Below are 13,986 nucleotides of genomic sequence, written 5' to 3'. Positions count from 1 at the left end.
AAGCTGAAGTGGTGGAACTGGTAGACACGCAGGACTTAAAATCCTGTTCGCCCTAAAGCGAGTGCGGGTTCGATTCCCGCCTTCAGTACTCTTAAACCATTCTATCAAATCCTTTTAACTTTTCATTCTTTGAATTTCAAATGAAAAAACCGTTTTTTCTATGGAATTTTCAGATATTCCTTCGATAAACAACTCACTTCCCATATTTCTAAGAGACTCTTTACACAATTGCAAGCCTAACCCTACCCCTTTTTCTCTTAACGTCCCGTAAGACTCTCCCAAAACTTCATTAGAATTTAAAATCCGATCAATGGTATCGTTACTAATTGCATTGCCAGTATTGCATATTGCAAATTGTACTTTTTGTTCAGAACCACTGATGATTACATCAATAGAACCGTTTTGGGGTGTGAACTTAATAGCATTGTCTATCAAATTCCTTATTACAAGAGCTAGTTGCCCTTTATCTACAAAAATCTTAAAACTATCACTGTAAACTATACTGAAACTAAGATCTTTGAAAGTCATGAGCTCTCGGTAAACATTTATCTGTTCATTTATAAATGATTCGACCTCAATAAGCTCCGGATGGCTCTTCTCCATATTCATTTGTTGCACTGCCCAATTCAGTAAACTATCAATCGTCGTTCTTACAGTTTCTGTATTTTTTCTAATATTATCAAGCATTTTTGATAGTTGACTTGCTTCCAGTTTATAAGCCAACTGAAGCGTTAAGTTCAAACTAGATAAGGGGCTTCTCAAATCATGAGAGATAATAGAGATAAGTTTATTTTTGAAATCGTTTGATGTTTGCAGTTCATGAGTTCTTTCTTTTATTTTTTCCTCTAAAAACTGGTTCCTTTCCTTTACAAGTTGGTAATTACGTAATTCTGCTTCAAGCTTACCTTTATTTAGCATTTTTATATTGTTCCCAATTAAAGCAAGAGATATAAAGACACCTTCCAAAATAGAAGCGATCAGTAACATTTTAATACTGTTCTCTTCAAGTTCAAAAACACCTTTCAATGCCAAGACAACGTAGGTACAGGATAGAGGTATCGGAAGCCATCCTAAAACATACAATCCAATAAAATTATCTCCGCTCTTATAGTTTTTCCTGATTATGATATAAAAACTAGAGATAAGTATAGCTAACGAAGTTACAAGGAGTAAAATATGAGTAAAGGTATTGGTAAAATACCTATTATCGCCAATAACAGTTAAACAAAACAAAGCTACCCAAAAGAATGTGATCACATCGAAAAACTTCTTGGCCTGCGGAAGATTTGTTTTTAAGTTTAGAAAAAGGTTATTAAACCTGATACTAAAAATGAACCCCAATGCAACAAAAGCCTGAGCATAAATCAGTATAAATTGATGAAATTTATCTCCAATTAAGGCAGAGTAAGCATTAAAATATAATACTTCATACAGATAAAATAAAAACACAACCCGAAGCAAATAATAAATATACTCTTTACGCCTAGTTAGGGAATACATAAAAATGTTTATGAAGAATATAAAAGTTGCAATACCAATACACAACCCCTCTTTTATGTATTTATTTATTAAGATAGAGGTTAAAGCCTCTTCTGATTCCATCTTAACAGGTAAAATAAGGGTATTTACAGACTTTGCCTTGACATAAATATTATTTCCGGCTGCTGTGGATAAATCAGGTAACTTATGTATAAATTCGGTAGAAAGAATAGCGCGGGACGAATAATCTCCAAATGTACCAGAACGAATATGCACCCATTTATTTTGTGTATTTTTATAATAAATGTCCAAATAATCTACATTTCCATAACCGAAGACAAGATACGCAGATGCATTTCCGGGATTTTCATATACAATCTTTAACCACCATATATCTCCTTTTGTACCTCCATTAAAAACTTGACCTTTATTGAGGCGAAACTGGTTTTGTGGAAGACTTACTATATCATCCACGGTTAAATTACCAGCTCTGTCAGGATAAGAATATACTTTATTAACCAATAGTCTGGCCCCCTGTTCAGCAGCACTACTTTGCATCCAGTACAAAGATTTTATTAAGAAAACAAATAAAATTAGAGCATTACGTATCATTCCTTTTATTTTCTATTGGAGAAACCTATTCAGTAGCAATGAATAACAAAAGTTAAAAAAACATATATCTTCAAACGTTTAATTTAAATAAATTATAAGGGCTAAAACCAACTGTATATAAAACGGCAAAACGGAAAATTGATAAAAAAGGCGGTTAATGATTGTGTTAACCGCCTTTTTTATGCAAAAACGGTGCTGGATGGCAAAAAAACAAAACGTTACATTTTACCATTTACTACCATTACGGTACCATTATTTAAAGCTAACCCAGCCAAATAACATGCGCTACTACTATTTACAGTAATAAAGTGGCTTAAAACGTCTAAAAAGCGGCAAAAACACAACATTTAATAACTGTTTAAATGCGATTGAAACCTCAATTAATTAAAATAAAAAAATGCCGGAAAATTGGTAAAAATATATTTGCCGATGCAGTTGGAGATGCAGTTGGAGGTGCAAACAATGTGTTTTTAATGATATTACAATATGCTTTACACGCTTTAAAATTGTGTAATTTGCACATAAATGTGCATTTATTTACCCTATAATACATGTCGCAATAATTGGCGTCTGTATTTTAAATATCTAATTATTAGTGTGTTACATGAATATTATGAGGCCTGATTTTGAAAATGTTATATCTGGCTGTTTACACGTAAAGATGCTTTTACAATAGCTAGTGCTTTTATTGAACCAATAGGGAATTCAACAGGTTGATGGTGTTGATTCTGAGATACACATTTTACATAACCTGGTCTCTCTGATTTTTGTAGATACTTGGTGAAAAAGTATTCATCTCCATCATTATCTATGTATAAAACATACATCTCACCCCAAATAATATTGTCTTTGTTTAATATATTTTTATAAAACACCATATCCCCCGATTTAAGTAAAGGGTACATGCTATCTCCGGTTATGTAAATAGCGCCATCACATTTGGGTAAGTTTGGTATTCTGATGTAATCAATAGGAATTGTTCGGTTGTGATCAGAGAAAAGCTCTAAAATACTGGCACTGGCAGTAATAGAATACAATGGTATATTTTGTATCTCTCTTTTTTTATCTTTTTCTCCATATGTGACAATGTTATCTTCAGAAAGAGATTCCATGTTTAACATATCTCCATTTCCTGTAAGAGCCCAAATTGGATTTAATTCAGGATATTTTTTTAAGATATTTTCTAATTTATCTACTCCTATGGTCCTGTTGTTTTTCAATTGGGATGAAAAAGCGCCATTTGAAAAACCAACTTCCTTCTCAAACTTCTGATTCGTAATACCTTTTGAATCAATAAATTGCTTAATTCTTTCGAGTGTTCCCATATAGAAATTAGAATATATCTTACTTATTATTTGTTTTATTAGAATATATCTTAATATATTTGTTGTACTAAAAACGAAATATTAAACATTTTCTAATAACGCAACTAATAAGGCAATGAACAAAAGTAGTAAAAAAAGAAACTCGTACAACCCTGTAGCTATAGATCATGTAGCAAAACAGTTCGGTTACTCTAAGACCTATATCCGCTGGTGTATTGACGGTACGAAAGCAGGGATCATGCCAGATGAAGTTAAAAAGGCCTACAACGAAGCTGTTGTTAAGATTGAAGAAGCCTTATCTAATCATAAACGATAAAATAAATTAAACTATGGTGTTTGAATTTGGAGGAAAAATAGCGGTAACCAAAGATGCTTTGGTACCGAAGTTCTTTAAAACAGAGAACACTTTGCGTTCTACAATACAACGAGCGCAACAAAGAGGTTATGGTCTTAAAAAGTTAATGATTGGCGGTAATGGCCGTCAATTACTGATAGACTTTGATAGCTTACCAATGGAAATAAAAGAGCAACTACCAGACCCACGCAAATGCGAGCATATCATGGAACGTTTTTATAAGACTGATGCCGATGCTGTTCGCTTCTTCTCTACTTATCAGTTTGATGATGGTACTTACTTGAGCCAAGAGCATCAAGAGCAGTATATCACCAATGCCAGTATGCTTAAATCTGCTATCGCCTTGCGTGAGGCAAGAATTAAAGAGCGTAGAAGTAAAAGAGGTTCTATAGTTGGTATAGCTCAAACGATCTGCTCGGATGTGGAGAGCTTCAATAAAGTGCTTTTAAAAAAGCATCACGTTGAGCATAACCTCCCAAGCTCTTTACCGAGGTTTAAAGCTGCTTTAAAGGCTTTTGAAAATGGTGGAAATTTCAATTATTCATCACTGATCAGTGCTAAGCATAAGAACCAAAATAGCCGTAAGGTTGATGAGCGTACTGAAACGCTTCTTAATGCGCTTTTTGCTGACAAGCAACGAAAACCGTCACCAACAGAGGTGCATCGTGAGTATGAAGCATTTTTAAGCGGTTACCGTCAAATTATAGACAATGAAACGGGTGAGTTTTACGATCCGAAAGAGTTTAAAAAACTTTCTGATGCAACTGTAAAAGCTTATCTCATCAAATGGGAAAACAAAATAGCTACTTATGCGGTGCGCTCTGGAAATCGTCAGCAGTTAATGGGTAAATTTAAGCCCTACCACTCTTTAAAGCGTCCAAAATTCGCCAATTCAATTATTTCAATTGATGATAGACAGCCGCCTTTTAAAGCTTTAAATGGCAAACGTGTTTGGTTCTACATGGGCATTGATTTGGCGAGCCAAGCATTTACTTGCTGGGTTTATGGCGAAACTAAAGAAGGTATTATAACAGAGTTCTATCGCCAGATGGTACGGAACTATTCTGAATGGGGATTTAACCTGCCTTTAGAGCTAGAAGCAGAGATGAGCTTAAATAGCTCCTTTGTTAATACTTTCCTAAAAGAGGGCGCAATGTTCGAGCATGTGCGTATTGAGGCCAACAACGCTAGAGGGAAACGTATTGAGAGAGATTTTAGGACAATGAGATACGAATACGAAAAAGAGCTGGAGGGATGGATTCCAAGACCTCACGCCTCTTTAGAAAGTAATCAGCCGGGCATTGATACAACCAAAATCCCACAATTGCCATATGAGGATATCATTGATAACTCTGAGAATAAAATTGAGGAGTGGAATAACAAACCTCATGTAGCCAATAAAAACCTTTCCAGATGGGAGTATTTCTGCCAAATGCAGAACCCGGATACCAAGCCTATTAACTGGTTTGCTTTTCTGCCGCACATTGGCTATAGAACAGAAACGAGCGTGAATGTTGGTATTATTCGCTTACAGGGCAAAGAGTTTTTGCTGGGTGATAACGGAAAGATAGCTACAGGCGAAACGCTGGTAAACCTGATGAAACGTGTTGATGGCGAGGATGTAGATGTTTACTGGTTGGATGGCAACGATGGCGAAATACTGAAAGCCCTGGTGTTTATTGGTTCGCAACCAGTATGCGAAGCAATTGCAAAACCTACCTATAACAGAGCTACAGCAGAGCGTACAGCAGAGGATTTGGAAAACAGAGCGTTGATGAGTGCTTATGTGGCAACAATTGAAAGCTTTGGAAGAAAACAAAAGCAAGCCATTGCAGAGATAACGGTTCTTAAAAATGAACCTGCACCAAGACAAACATTTACTATTAGAAATAAAAGGCAAAGAACGGTTGCAGATGGTAACGACATGAATGTCGCTATCATGCCATCAGTAGAGTTTGACGAACCTACACCAACCACCTATGAAACATTTGAACAATCATTAGAGGACAGATTTTAAATAAAAGATATGCAAAAGCTTACACCACAATTTAAAGAACGTATCGCACAGGCTTTGCTTGCGAGACGAGAGAATTACACTACTACAGATGGCAAGTTTGCCGCTCAGTTCGGTTTAACTGCTGCCATATTTAGCAGATTAAAAAACGGAGAGCGTGAACGCCTAATCAGCGAAGATGAATGGTTAAATCTTGGTCGCTTATTAGACGTGTCTCCAAGAGAGAAAAATTGGAATACCGTTGAAACGGTGGTTTTTAAAACCATTAAAGAAGATGTTGAGTTTTGCCAGAAATACGCTAAAAGCCGTATATGTGTTGATGAATGCGGTATCGGCAAAACCCACACGGCCAAATACCTGAGCAAAAAGCTTAAAAACTGCTTTTATATAGACGCAAGCCAAACAAAAACAAAGCAATTGTTTGTAAGAGACCTGGCTAAGTCTATGGGCTTAAACCATAATGGTCGCTATATAGACGTATTTGAAAACATTAAATACTACTTAATTACGCTTCCTAATCCTATTGTAATAGTTGACGAAGCCGGAAAGCTTAACAAAGATGCTTTTGAAGAGATACAGGCACTTTGGAACGGTACCGAAGGCTTTTGCGGCTGGTACCTTATGGGCGCAAATGGATTTAGAAGAAAGCTTGTTGCAGGTATAGCCAGAGATAAAGAAGGCTTTGCAGAGATATTCTCTCGCTTTTCTGAAAAGTTCACGACTACTGTTCCTATTGGTAAATATGAGCGCCAAGAGTATTACCGTACACTTATTACTCAGGTTATCGGTGCTAATATCAGAGATAAATCTAAGCTAGACGTTATCGTCAACAAGTGTATCACTTCGGACAAGAAAGGCAACGTTAGCGGATTAAGAAGAGCTGAATCATTAATCATACTTCATAACGCATAATCATGACCAAACCCACTAAACGTAAACTACGCTTGTTGAGTACGGCCAATGTATTAGACAAGAAATTTAAAACTTTTGATACCCTTAAAGGTGTTTGGCGTGACGTATTAGGAACGCCCACCCGGGGCGGTATCTGGATTATCTACGGTAACGAGAAAAACGGGAAAACATGGTTTGCTTTATCGCTTTTCTTGACCTTGGCTAAAATAGTAAAGTGCCTTTACGTAAGTGCTGAGGAAGGGATATCTCAACATTTCCAGAACACCTTACAACGTATTGGTTTGCCTTCCGATTTAAAGAAGTTGCTCTATTATGAATACCTAGAAATCGAATTGATTGAAGAAGTATTGAAGCAGCGTAACGCACCTAAAGTGGTGTTTTTAGATAATGCCACAGTATATGCAGATGAATTGAAAAATGGCAAACTAAGAGAGCTACAACGCCAATACCCTAATGTACTATTTATCATTATCGCACACGAAGATAGTGGCGAACCATATACAGCAACTGCTAAACTGGCTAAAAGACTGGCAGATGTTATCATTAGAGTTACAGGTTTAACTGCATTTGTTTTTGGTAGATGTCCGGGCGGTGAAATCTATGTAGACGAAGAAAAAGCACAATTGTATCACGGTGTAAAAATTGAGGAAGCATGAAAACATTAACCAAAACCACCACACACGTATCAAGAGCTAAAGAGTACAACAACTCTATTATGCAACAGGTATGCGATCTGTTGAACTGGACACCAGACCAATACTGCAATCATCAATATGCTTGCTATGAAGATACACTGCACAGGTTGTTTTATGAAACTCCTGTAGTACTTGAACAGTTACGTCTATCTCCGGTATTCAGAGGCTTTTTTATTAATGAATGGAATGATAGAACTAAATGCGACTTATTAGATCAAGCGATGGTGCAGGATAGCGGAACGCTGTTGGCACCAGATGGATCATTCGTCTTTCAGGAACTAGATTCTTCTAATGATGAACAGGAATATCTATTCATCCACTCCGCTCATCGTTTGGCTAATGATCCTGAGTTTCTAACGGCAATTAATCAGGTTATGGACCTTGTATTTAAATCATCAAAATGGTAAGAATTGAAGAAAAGCCGCAACCGATATCGGCAATGTCGATAATCGAAATGGTATGCAAACAACGTCGTGTAGATATGTCGGAATGTTTTGGCTCCGCAAGGCATCAAGAGTTGGTACAGGCCAGGAATCTATGCTTTCATTTTCTAAAGTATTCCCTTTCCATGACTTTGAACCAGATTGGGAACATATTCAATAAACACTATTCAACTGTAATATACGGACTGGTAACTCTTTCTGTCGATTTAGAGCAGAATAAAATGTTAAGAGTTGATTTTGAAAACTTAAAGAACCAAATCCAAAAACTTACAAATCATGAAAATAACATTAAAACTAACTGAGCAGGAAATGCTGGTACTATCCGGCTTTCTGGATTTGACTTTTGATGAGAACTTGAAGAAAGGCAATATCTATAACAAAATTATTTTTGCCAATCTTTCTGAGCTGATCATCAAAGTAAAACTAGCAGGTGTAATGGTAAAGAAGAAGTACAGTATTAATATTTCTCATGCCTCGGCTCTGTCTTTTATCGCTCACTGTAAGAATTCCCCAAATGTAGAGCTTGAAGGTTCAGAAGCGGTATCTATTAACAATATTATTCAACAGATAAACAAAAAGACATGCTAGAGCTGGCTTTACTAATTGTCATATCGATATACCTCATAGGAAATGAATGCAGAAAAGAATACCAAGCCAAGCAAAGAGCAAGAGCTTGCCCAGCTAAAAGAGCTGATAATAAATACACCTGCGCAAAATGTAGAGGAACGACTTGCGCTAAGAGAGAAATACAACAAACTGGAACAGGAAATTAAAAACGAAAAACAATGTTAAAAATAAATCAACAAAAGCCAAATAGTCCAAAGTGGACGGATGAGGCAGGTACAGCGATACCTTACAACCGAACTACTAATTACGAGCGCAAAGCTGAACGCTTTACAGCTAAATACGCCCAGAAGGCACTTAATTTAAACGAAGCTTTAACGGCATTTAAAACCGCTTTAAGTAAAGAGGTTGATGAGCTGTACGATGCTTTTGTAAAAGAGAAAGGTAGCGAGCTGGGCAAAGGGAAAGGCAGTATAACTATATACAACTTTGACCGATCTATCAAAATTGTTTGCTCTGTTAAAGAAGCTATCACTTTTGACGAGAATACCCTCGGACTAGCCAAAAGAGAACTGGACGAGATGTTTAAAGACAATCTGTCTGGTGTTGATAACTGGGTTGCTGAGATGGTGACTGATGCGTTTTCTAATACAAAGGGCAATTTCGATACTAAACAAATTCTTGGGCTTAAACGACACAAGTCCAAAGTTCCAGACCAGCGCTATCATAAAGCTATGGATTTGATTGAGCAGGCCATACGCAGACCTAAATCAAAAGAGTATCACCAAGTTTTCATTAAAGATGCTGCTGGTGAGTACATCAATGTTCAGCTAAATTTTGCAAGTGTATAACAAAACAGCGGAGCTAAGCACCACCCCAGCTCCGCATAATTAAAGACTACTAATAATAATCTTATGTCAAAAGTAAAAACAATTAAAGAATTACCGCAACTGTTTGCCCGTGATGGCAGACCAGTTGCCTACATAGCCGGAAAAGTAACCGGGCTTCCTCATGAAGAAGTACAGATGAACTTCTTTAAAGCTGAGATAAAGCTGGAACGAAATAATCAAGTAATAAACCCCGCTCGAATTGTGCATCCAGAGTGTGACTGGAAAGAGGCAATGAAGATATGTGTGTCTCTTTTGCCGAAAGCTGATTTAGTCGTTACACTTCCAAATTGGAAAGATAGCCCTGGTGCTTCTTGGGAGGTTTCTATTGCCGGACAATTAGGTATCCCTGTTGTGTCACTTGATAAGCTTTAGATATGGGAATCATGAAGAATAGAACTATAGCGCTTACAGGTAAATTCTATCATAAAAAAGTATGGTTTGCGGGAATGGTGTTAATGGTTGAAGTTAAAGAAACCAGAGAGGTAGACGAAACTGATGGCCTTTGGGGATTTGGAACATGGTTTTATACAGATACCTATTTCAGAAAAGCAACTGAAGAAGACTTGTTGCTACTTAATATATCGCCATGCGAACCTTAATCATTATCATTCTTGCAATCAGTCTGGGTACTGGTTGCAAGAAATGCGAAGAGGTTAAACCAAAACTTAAAATAGACCACAGTATTAAACCATCCGCAAAAGACCGAATTGAAAGGAGGCTGATAAGATGACCATTAAAGAGCTGGAAAACGAACTAAGCTACCACGAGCGAAAAGTTGAAGATTTTAAAAATGCAATTCTAAGCTTGCAAAAGGTCTGCAATCATGAGTTTGAAAGCAAAGGGCATACTCACAACAAAGAGATACTGGAGTGTAAGAAATGTAAAGCACATAATTGGCAATAGGTAAATGAAAACACTAACAATCAAACAACCGTGGGCGAGCTTAATCGCTAACGGTATAAAGGATGTAGAAAATCGTTCTTGGAAAACCAATTACAGAGGTGAGATATTAATTCATGCCGGATTAGATACCGTGTTTGATGGTTTCATGCCTGACGGCTCAACAGTTGGCGAATGGCTACGCTTAAACGGTTACGATTGGCACTATAACAATGTTCCTCACGGTGCTATTATAGGCAAAGCAAATCTGGTTGATTGTACTATTAATCATAGTAGTATCTGGGCGGAAAAAAGCATTAAAACATTGATTGATCCTAGCGGTGCAGGGTTCTATCATAAACCAACATACAATTGGGTGTTTGAGGATGCATTCTTGTTTCCAGAGCCGCTTCTAAACGTAAGAGGTAAACTGAGTCTATGGGACTGGCACGGCTAGTTACATTTTATCAAATATATCATATATACGTTGCTTAAGAGCGTCTTCGTCATCCAAGGTATACTTTTCAGAGTTTTTAAAAATGAAAGCCCAACCGGTTGTGTGCCTGAGAACAGTACACATCTTAATGCCATCGATAATAATGTATATAACATGGCCATTAGACAAATCTATTGTTACTTCTTTATCGATATGACCGAAAGCAGCTTTAAAGGTATATGGCGAATGAGACATAGCATTAACAGCGCAAAAGTAGAACCAAAGTAATATATAACCGAATTCAGTAATAAATTAAAATATAACCAAAAACAGTTATAAAATATGGTAACATTTTTCGAAACTAACTTAGAAAAGTTAGTGATAAACAAAGTAGGCAACAAATTACAAGATGAGAGTTTTGTTGCAACGGATAAACAGATAAGCATTTCAGACCAGTCATTGACATTGGTCAACCTGTTAATGCATTATTTCTTAACTCCATTCCAGAAGGTACAGCAAGTGTACCGCTTCTCAGATCATAGCGAAGTAAAGCCCGTTATTGAGGAATATTTCACTAATAAAATAGACTTTGTCAAATTAACAAAGGAGTTAACAGGTGTATTATATAATACATGTAACCACCCGAAAATTAAAGGCGGTGAGGTTTATTTTACGCTGTTCGACAATCTGCAAATTGAAGGTGAGCTGCATCGGGCTATTGGCATCTTTAAATCAGAAAGTAAAGAGTCCTATCTAAAGGTTCATCCAGATGGTGACGGCTTTGCAGTTGACTATGAAGAGCAAGCAATAAACACACATAAACTGGAAAAAGGCTGTTTAATCTTTAACACTGATAAAGATCAGGGCTATAAAGTTGTTATTGTAGACGAAACAAACAATTCTAAAGGTGATGCTGCAATTTACTGGAAAGATGACTTTTTAAACCTTTCAGTTAGAAATGACAACTTTAATGTTACGCAAAATTGTCTATCGGTTATTAAGCAGTTTATAGGACATGATATTGATGATAATTTCGAGATTAGCCAAACCGATAAAGCAGCTTTACTAAATAAGTCCATTAAATACTTTAAAGAGAGAGAAAGCTTTGAATGGGAGGAATTTGCCGAGGAAGTAATCGGAAATCAAGAGGCATCCGATATGCTAAAAGGTAAATTAGACGAATATAGCGAAGATTATGGACAGCCAATACCAGAAACATTTGAGGTTTCTTCTAATGCGGTGAAAAAGCAACAATCTAAGTTTAAGAAAGTGATTAAGCTAGATAAGGATTACCAAATCCATATACATGGGGCTAAGCAAAAAATAGAACGAGGGTTTGATGAAGAGAAAGGGATGAACTTTTATAAGGTTTATTTTCAGGAGGAAAATTAATATAAAAAGCGAGAGGGGCTTTTATTCCCCTCTCTTACGATCTCATGCTTCAAATTATCTATTTTCTACACTTTTAATCTAACAAAGCAACTATGTACAATTACTTTCTACCCACAATTCTGTCTCTAATTTCGATAAGAGCAGCAACAGCACAGATCAAGGCACATATATCTGCTGTTGAAATGAAAACGATGAATATCATCGAGGGCGAAATTAATTAAAAATTTATTCTAAATGATACTTACGAGATTAGGAAACAAAAAAAGACACGCTGCAGACATCTATAAATATTTTATGCCTCATAAAATGAGAATAGAGTTATTCTTTGGTGCTGGTGGTGCTTTCTTCAATATGCCTAGGCCTAGATATGCAGTTCTAAATGATTTCGATGACGAAGTATTCAATTTGTATACGGTACTAAAAAATAGTAGGACAGCATTGGAGTGCGAACTCAAACAAATGCCAGTTTCTACAACTTTGTTGAAATTCTGGAAGGAAAACAAAGAAATAGATCCAGTTACCAAAGCTTGCCGTTTTCTTCTACTTTCTAATTTTACTTATCTAGGAAAGGGCGATACTTTGCGAATAGGGATAAGTAATGTAAAGCAAAACATCTTAAATAATATAAGTAGCACATTAGAGAGACTTGGAGACTATCAAATTACAAATTATGATTTTCGTCAAGTCATCAACAAGATCAATTTCTCTGAAGGTCTTTTGGTTAAAGAAGATTGCTTTTGTTATCTGGATCCAGTTTACCTAGATACAGAACATTTTTACAACGTTCCAAATTGGAGCGTTTCCGACACTATAGATTGTCTTGATCTGATGTTAAACTGTGGTATTAATTGCGCCATGAGTGAATTTAACCACGACACAGTTTTAAAAGAAGCTGAGAAACGAAATTTATTTATCGTACCTATTGGAGAACGTAGAAACATTAAGAACAGAAGGATAGAAATACTAATTCTTAATTACAAACCTCAAAACCAACTATTCTAATGGCTAGAACATACACAACCATATTCGCAATATGCAAAGCACACCAACTAGACTACAAAGATGTAGTTAGAGAATATACCGGAGGCGAAACAGACAGCCTCCGCTCTTTGACAGACTACCAAGTAGAAAATTTGGAAGCCAGATTAAAAGCTTTATCTAAAGGAGATTTTAAACCAAAGCCCGGAGATGCACAGCGCAAAAAGTTTATTTCATTGGCTGGCAAAATGCGCTGGGGAACAACCACACTGCAAATAGTAAAAGCTTTAGATAACTGGTGCTTAAAACAGAAGTACCGCAAAAAGCTAAACGATTTAAACGAGGCAGAGCTTAACGTTCTGCTTACCGTTTTTGAAGCAAAAGTTTATTCTCAATATTTATCTGGCATACACAAATGACAACATACGAACTAACCAGTAAAAGAGGGTTAGGCTCTTTAAAACTCGGTTTTGTTAATGGTTATTTAATCATGATTGAAATGGACTTTAAAGAGCCTTTAAAACCCGATACATACGACACGCTGATGATGACTATTCCTTATCAGGAGGATAAGCTGGATGTAATGAAAGCTTTAGGTTTTACCATTAGCGAACTGTTGCCACCAAACAAAAAGATAGCCTTGTTTTGCGGTATGTACAAAGAGGTACATGGCATACCATATAAAGCCAGCCGTATAGACGGTGCAAGAATTAAGGAGTTTAAAATAACCGAAGAGATACTGAAGCACTATTTTAAATCGGAAAACTTCTTGTTTAAGGGAAAACACAGCATTACTAACTTATTACAGCATTACAATGTGTTGTTGCAGGAGATGAAATCAGCAGATCAACCGAAAACAAATCACCCTAATAAATATGATCGTGAATACGAGATCAAACTAAAAGGAAAGAATTTAAGTGAGTATTGGGCGCATCTGCGTGGTTTGGGTTTTAAGCCTGTAAAAGATAGGTTTGGTAATACGGTTGATTGGAATTAACTTTAAAGCCTCGGC

Annotated in this window: 20 protein-coding genes and 1 tRNA gene; 18 read left to right on the top strand and 3 right to left on the bottom strand. The window is 36.4% G+C overall.

The features are described from left to right. Positions 1–2: 2 nt before the first annotated feature. Positions 3–88: transfer RNA gene (locus PEDSA_RS04900), tRNA-Leu, on the top strand. A 26-nt stretch (positions 89–114) separates the two neighbouring features. On the opposite strand, the gene PEDSA_RS04895 is transcribed toward PEDSA_RS04900, so the two are convergent. Beyond that, positions 115–2,037 (bottom strand): sensor histidine kinase, encoded by a 1,923-nt coding sequence (locus PEDSA_RS04895; RefSeq protein WP_041536975.1) that lies wholly within the window; start codon positions 2,035–2,037, stop codon positions 115–117. Between the two features lie 689 nt (positions 2,038–2,726). After that, the gene (locus PEDSA_RS04885; protein ID WP_013632050.1) at positions 2,727–3,416 is read right to left on the bottom strand and encodes a S24 family peptidase; all 690 of its coding nucleotides are present in this window, start codon (positions 3,414–3,416) and stop codon (positions 2,727–2,729) included. 115 nt (positions 3,417–3,531) lie between these two features. Between PEDSA_RS04885 and PEDSA_RS04880 the strand changes: the two genes are divergently transcribed. The 13 genes from PEDSA_RS04880 to PEDSA_RS04830 all read left to right on the top strand — a co-directional run bounded on the left by PEDSA_RS04880 (position 3,532) and on the right by PEDSA_RS04830 (position 10,625). Beyond that, positions 3,532–3,732 carry a hypothetical protein gene (locus tag PEDSA_RS04880; protein ID WP_013632049.1) on the top strand — a complete coding sequence of 67 codons (201 nt, stop codon included), beginning with the start codon at positions 3,532–3,534 and terminating at the stop codon, positions 3,730–3,732. 13 nt (positions 3,733–3,745) lie between these two features. Beyond that, positions 3,746–5,788, top strand: coding sequence for a hypothetical protein (locus PEDSA_RS04875; protein WP_013632048.1), 2,043 nt, complete (start codon positions 3,746–3,748; stop codon positions 5,786–5,788). A gap of 9 nt (positions 5,789–5,797) precedes the next feature. Continuing rightward, positions 5,798–6,697, top strand: coding sequence for an ATP-binding protein (locus tag PEDSA_RS04870; RefSeq protein WP_013632047.1), 900 nt, complete (start codon positions 5,798–5,800; stop codon positions 6,695–6,697). Between the two features lie 2 nt (positions 6,698–6,699). Beyond that, complete coding sequence (locus PEDSA_RS19475; RefSeq protein WP_013632046.1) at positions 6,700–7,353, top strand: ATPase AAA; 654 nt, start codon at positions 6,700–6,702, stop codon at positions 7,351–7,353. Beyond that, on the top strand, positions 7,350–7,799 hold the full coding sequence (locus PEDSA_RS04860; protein WP_013632045.1) for a hypothetical protein: 450 nt from the start codon (positions 7,350–7,352) through the stop codon (positions 7,797–7,799). Before PEDSA_RS19475 ends, PEDSA_RS04860 begins: the two co-directional genes overlap by 4 nt. Then, on the top strand, positions 7,793–8,137 hold the full coding sequence (locus PEDSA_RS04855) for a helix-turn-helix domain-containing protein (protein ID WP_041536974.1): 345 nt from the start codon (positions 7,793–7,795) through the stop codon (positions 8,135–8,137). Before PEDSA_RS04860 ends, PEDSA_RS04855 begins: the two co-directional genes overlap by 7 nt. Then, positions 8,112–8,423, top strand: coding sequence for a hypothetical protein (locus tag PEDSA_RS04850; protein ID WP_013632044.1), 312 nt, complete (start codon positions 8,112–8,114; stop codon positions 8,421–8,423). Before PEDSA_RS04855 ends, PEDSA_RS04850 begins: the two co-directional genes overlap by 26 nt. A gap of 42 nt (positions 8,424–8,465) precedes the next feature. Beyond that, positions 8,466–8,627, top strand: coding sequence for a hypothetical protein (locus tag PEDSA_RS20245; RefSeq protein WP_013632043.1), 162 nt, complete (start codon positions 8,466–8,468; stop codon positions 8,625–8,627). After that, entirely contained in the window at positions 8,621–9,250 is a 630-nt protein-coding gene (locus tag PEDSA_RS19470; protein ID WP_013632042.1) for a DUF3164 family protein, read from the top strand. Before PEDSA_RS20245 ends, PEDSA_RS19470 begins: the two co-directional genes overlap by 7 nt. Positions 9,251–9,313: 63 nt before the next feature. Further along, positions 9,314–9,661, top strand: coding sequence for a DUF4406 domain-containing protein (locus PEDSA_RS04840; RefSeq protein WP_013632041.1), 348 nt, complete (start codon positions 9,314–9,316; stop codon positions 9,659–9,661). Between the two features lie 11 nt (positions 9,662–9,672). Then, positions 9,673–9,888 carry a hypothetical protein gene (locus PEDSA_RS04835; RefSeq protein WP_148233501.1) on the top strand — a complete coding sequence of 72 codons (216 nt, stop codon included), beginning with the start codon at positions 9,673–9,675 and terminating at the stop codon, positions 9,886–9,888. A gap of 127 nt (positions 9,889–10,015) precedes the next feature. Continuing rightward, entirely contained in the window at positions 10,016–10,192 is a 177-nt protein-coding gene (locus PEDSA_RS20240; protein WP_013632039.1) for a hypothetical protein, read from the top strand. Between the two features lie 4 nt (positions 10,193–10,196). Continuing rightward, positions 10,197–10,625 carry an ASCH domain-containing protein gene (locus tag PEDSA_RS04830; protein ID WP_013632038.1) on the top strand — a complete coding sequence of 143 codons (429 nt, stop codon included), beginning with the start codon at positions 10,197–10,199 and terminating at the stop codon, positions 10,623–10,625. On the opposite strand, the gene PEDSA_RS04825 is transcribed toward PEDSA_RS04830, so the two are convergent. Continuing rightward, positions 10,626–10,859 (bottom strand): hypothetical protein, encoded by a 234-nt coding sequence (locus tag PEDSA_RS04825; protein ID WP_013632037.1) that lies wholly within the window; start codon positions 10,857–10,859, stop codon positions 10,626–10,628. A gap of 87 nt (positions 10,860–10,946) precedes the next feature. On the opposite strand from PEDSA_RS04825, the gene PEDSA_RS04820 reads away from it, so the two are divergent. From PEDSA_RS04820 to PEDSA_RS04805, 4 genes are all read left to right on the top strand, one after another. Beyond that, positions 10,947–11,996, top strand: a complete 1,050-nt coding sequence (locus PEDSA_RS04820; protein ID WP_013632036.1) for a nucleoid-associated protein — start codon at positions 10,947–10,949, stop codon at positions 11,994–11,996. Positions 11,997–12,230: 234 nt separating this feature from the next. Continuing rightward, positions 12,231–12,998 carry a DNA adenine methylase gene (locus tag PEDSA_RS04815; RefSeq protein WP_013632034.1) on the top strand — a complete coding sequence of 256 codons (768 nt, stop codon included), beginning with the start codon at positions 12,231–12,233 and terminating at the stop codon, positions 12,996–12,998. Then, positions 12,998–13,393 (top strand): hypothetical protein, encoded by a 396-nt coding sequence (locus PEDSA_RS04810; protein WP_013632033.1) that lies wholly within the window; start codon positions 12,998–13,000, stop codon positions 13,391–13,393. Before PEDSA_RS04815 ends, PEDSA_RS04810 begins: the two co-directional genes overlap by 1 nt. Further along, complete coding sequence (locus PEDSA_RS04805) at positions 13,390–13,971, top strand: hypothetical protein (protein WP_013632032.1); 582 nt, start codon at positions 13,390–13,392, stop codon at positions 13,969–13,971. Before PEDSA_RS04810 ends, PEDSA_RS04805 begins: the two co-directional genes overlap by 4 nt. Positions 13,972–13,986: the final 15 nt, after the last annotated feature.

Source organism: Pseudopedobacter saltans DSM 12145, from assembly GCF_000190735.1.
Classification (GTDB): Bacteria; Bacteroidota; Bacteroidia; order Sphingobacteriales; family Sphingobacteriaceae; genus Pseudopedobacter; species Pseudopedobacter saltans.
This window is presented reverse-complemented; position numbering and strand designations above follow the sequence as displayed.

Bases quoted from the DNA above. Each gene is read 5' to 3' on its own strand.
- PEDSA_RS04895 (WP_041536975.1), bottom strand. From the start codon at position 2,037: ATGCAAAGTAGTGCTGCTGAACAGGGGGCCAGACTATTGGTTAATAAA.
- PEDSA_RS04885 (WP_013632050.1), bottom strand. From the start codon at position 3,416: ATGGGAACACTCGAAAGAATTAAGCAATTTATTGATTCAAAAGGTATT.
- PEDSA_RS04880 (WP_013632049.1), top strand. From the start codon at position 3,532: ATGAACAAAAGTAGTAAAAAAAGAAACTCGTACAACCCTGTAGCTATA.
- PEDSA_RS04875 (WP_013632048.1), top strand. From the start codon at position 3,746: ATGGTGTTTGAATTTGGAGGAAAAATAGCGGTAACCAAAGATGCTTTG.
- PEDSA_RS04870 (WP_013632047.1), top strand. From the start codon at position 5,798: ATGCAAAAGCTTACACCACAATTTAAAGAACGTATCGCACAGGCTTTG.
- PEDSA_RS19475 (WP_013632046.1), top strand. From the start codon at position 6,700: ATGACCAAACCCACTAAACGTAAACTACGCTTGTTGAGTACGGCCAAT.
- PEDSA_RS04860 (WP_013632045.1), top strand. From the start codon at position 7,350: ATGAAAACATTAACCAAAACCACCACACACGTATCAAGAGCTAAAGAG.
- PEDSA_RS04855 (WP_041536974.1), top strand. From the start codon at position 7,793: ATGGTAAGAATTGAAGAAAAGCCGCAACCGATATCGGCAATGTCGATA.
- PEDSA_RS04850 (WP_013632044.1), top strand. From the start codon at position 8,112: ATGAAAATAACATTAAAACTAACTGAGCAGGAAATGCTGGTACTATCC.
- PEDSA_RS20245 (WP_013632043.1), top strand. From the start codon at position 8,466: ATGAATGCAGAAAAGAATACCAAGCCAAGCAAAGAGCAAGAGCTTGCC.
- PEDSA_RS19470 (WP_013632042.1), top strand. From the start codon at position 8,621: ATGTTAAAAATAAATCAACAAAAGCCAAATAGTCCAAAGTGGACGGAT.
- PEDSA_RS04840 (WP_013632041.1), top strand. From the start codon at position 9,314: ATGTCAAAAGTAAAAACAATTAAAGAATTACCGCAACTGTTTGCCCGT.
- PEDSA_RS04835 (WP_148233501.1), top strand. From the start codon at position 9,673: ATGAAGAATAGAACTATAGCGCTTACAGGTAAATTCTATCATAAAAAA.
- PEDSA_RS20240 (WP_013632039.1), top strand. From the start codon at position 10,016: ATGACCATTAAAGAGCTGGAAAACGAACTAAGCTACCACGAGCGAAAA.
- PEDSA_RS04830 (WP_013632038.1), top strand. From the start codon at position 10,197: ATGAAAACACTAACAATCAAACAACCGTGGGCGAGCTTAATCGCTAAC.
- PEDSA_RS04825 (WP_013632037.1), bottom strand. From the start codon at position 10,859: ATGTCTCATTCGCCATATACCTTTAAAGCTGCTTTCGGTCATATCGAT.
- PEDSA_RS04820 (WP_013632036.1), top strand. From the start codon at position 10,947: ATGGTAACATTTTTCGAAACTAACTTAGAAAAGTTAGTGATAAACAAA.
- PEDSA_RS04815 (WP_013632034.1), top strand. From the start codon at position 12,231: ATGATACTTACGAGATTAGGAAACAAAAAAAGACACGCTGCAGACATC.
- PEDSA_RS04810 (WP_013632033.1), top strand. From the start codon at position 12,998: ATGGCTAGAACATACACAACCATATTCGCAATATGCAAAGCACACCAA.
- PEDSA_RS04805 (WP_013632032.1), top strand. From the start codon at position 13,390: ATGACAACATACGAACTAACCAGTAAAAGAGGGTTAGGCTCTTTAAAA.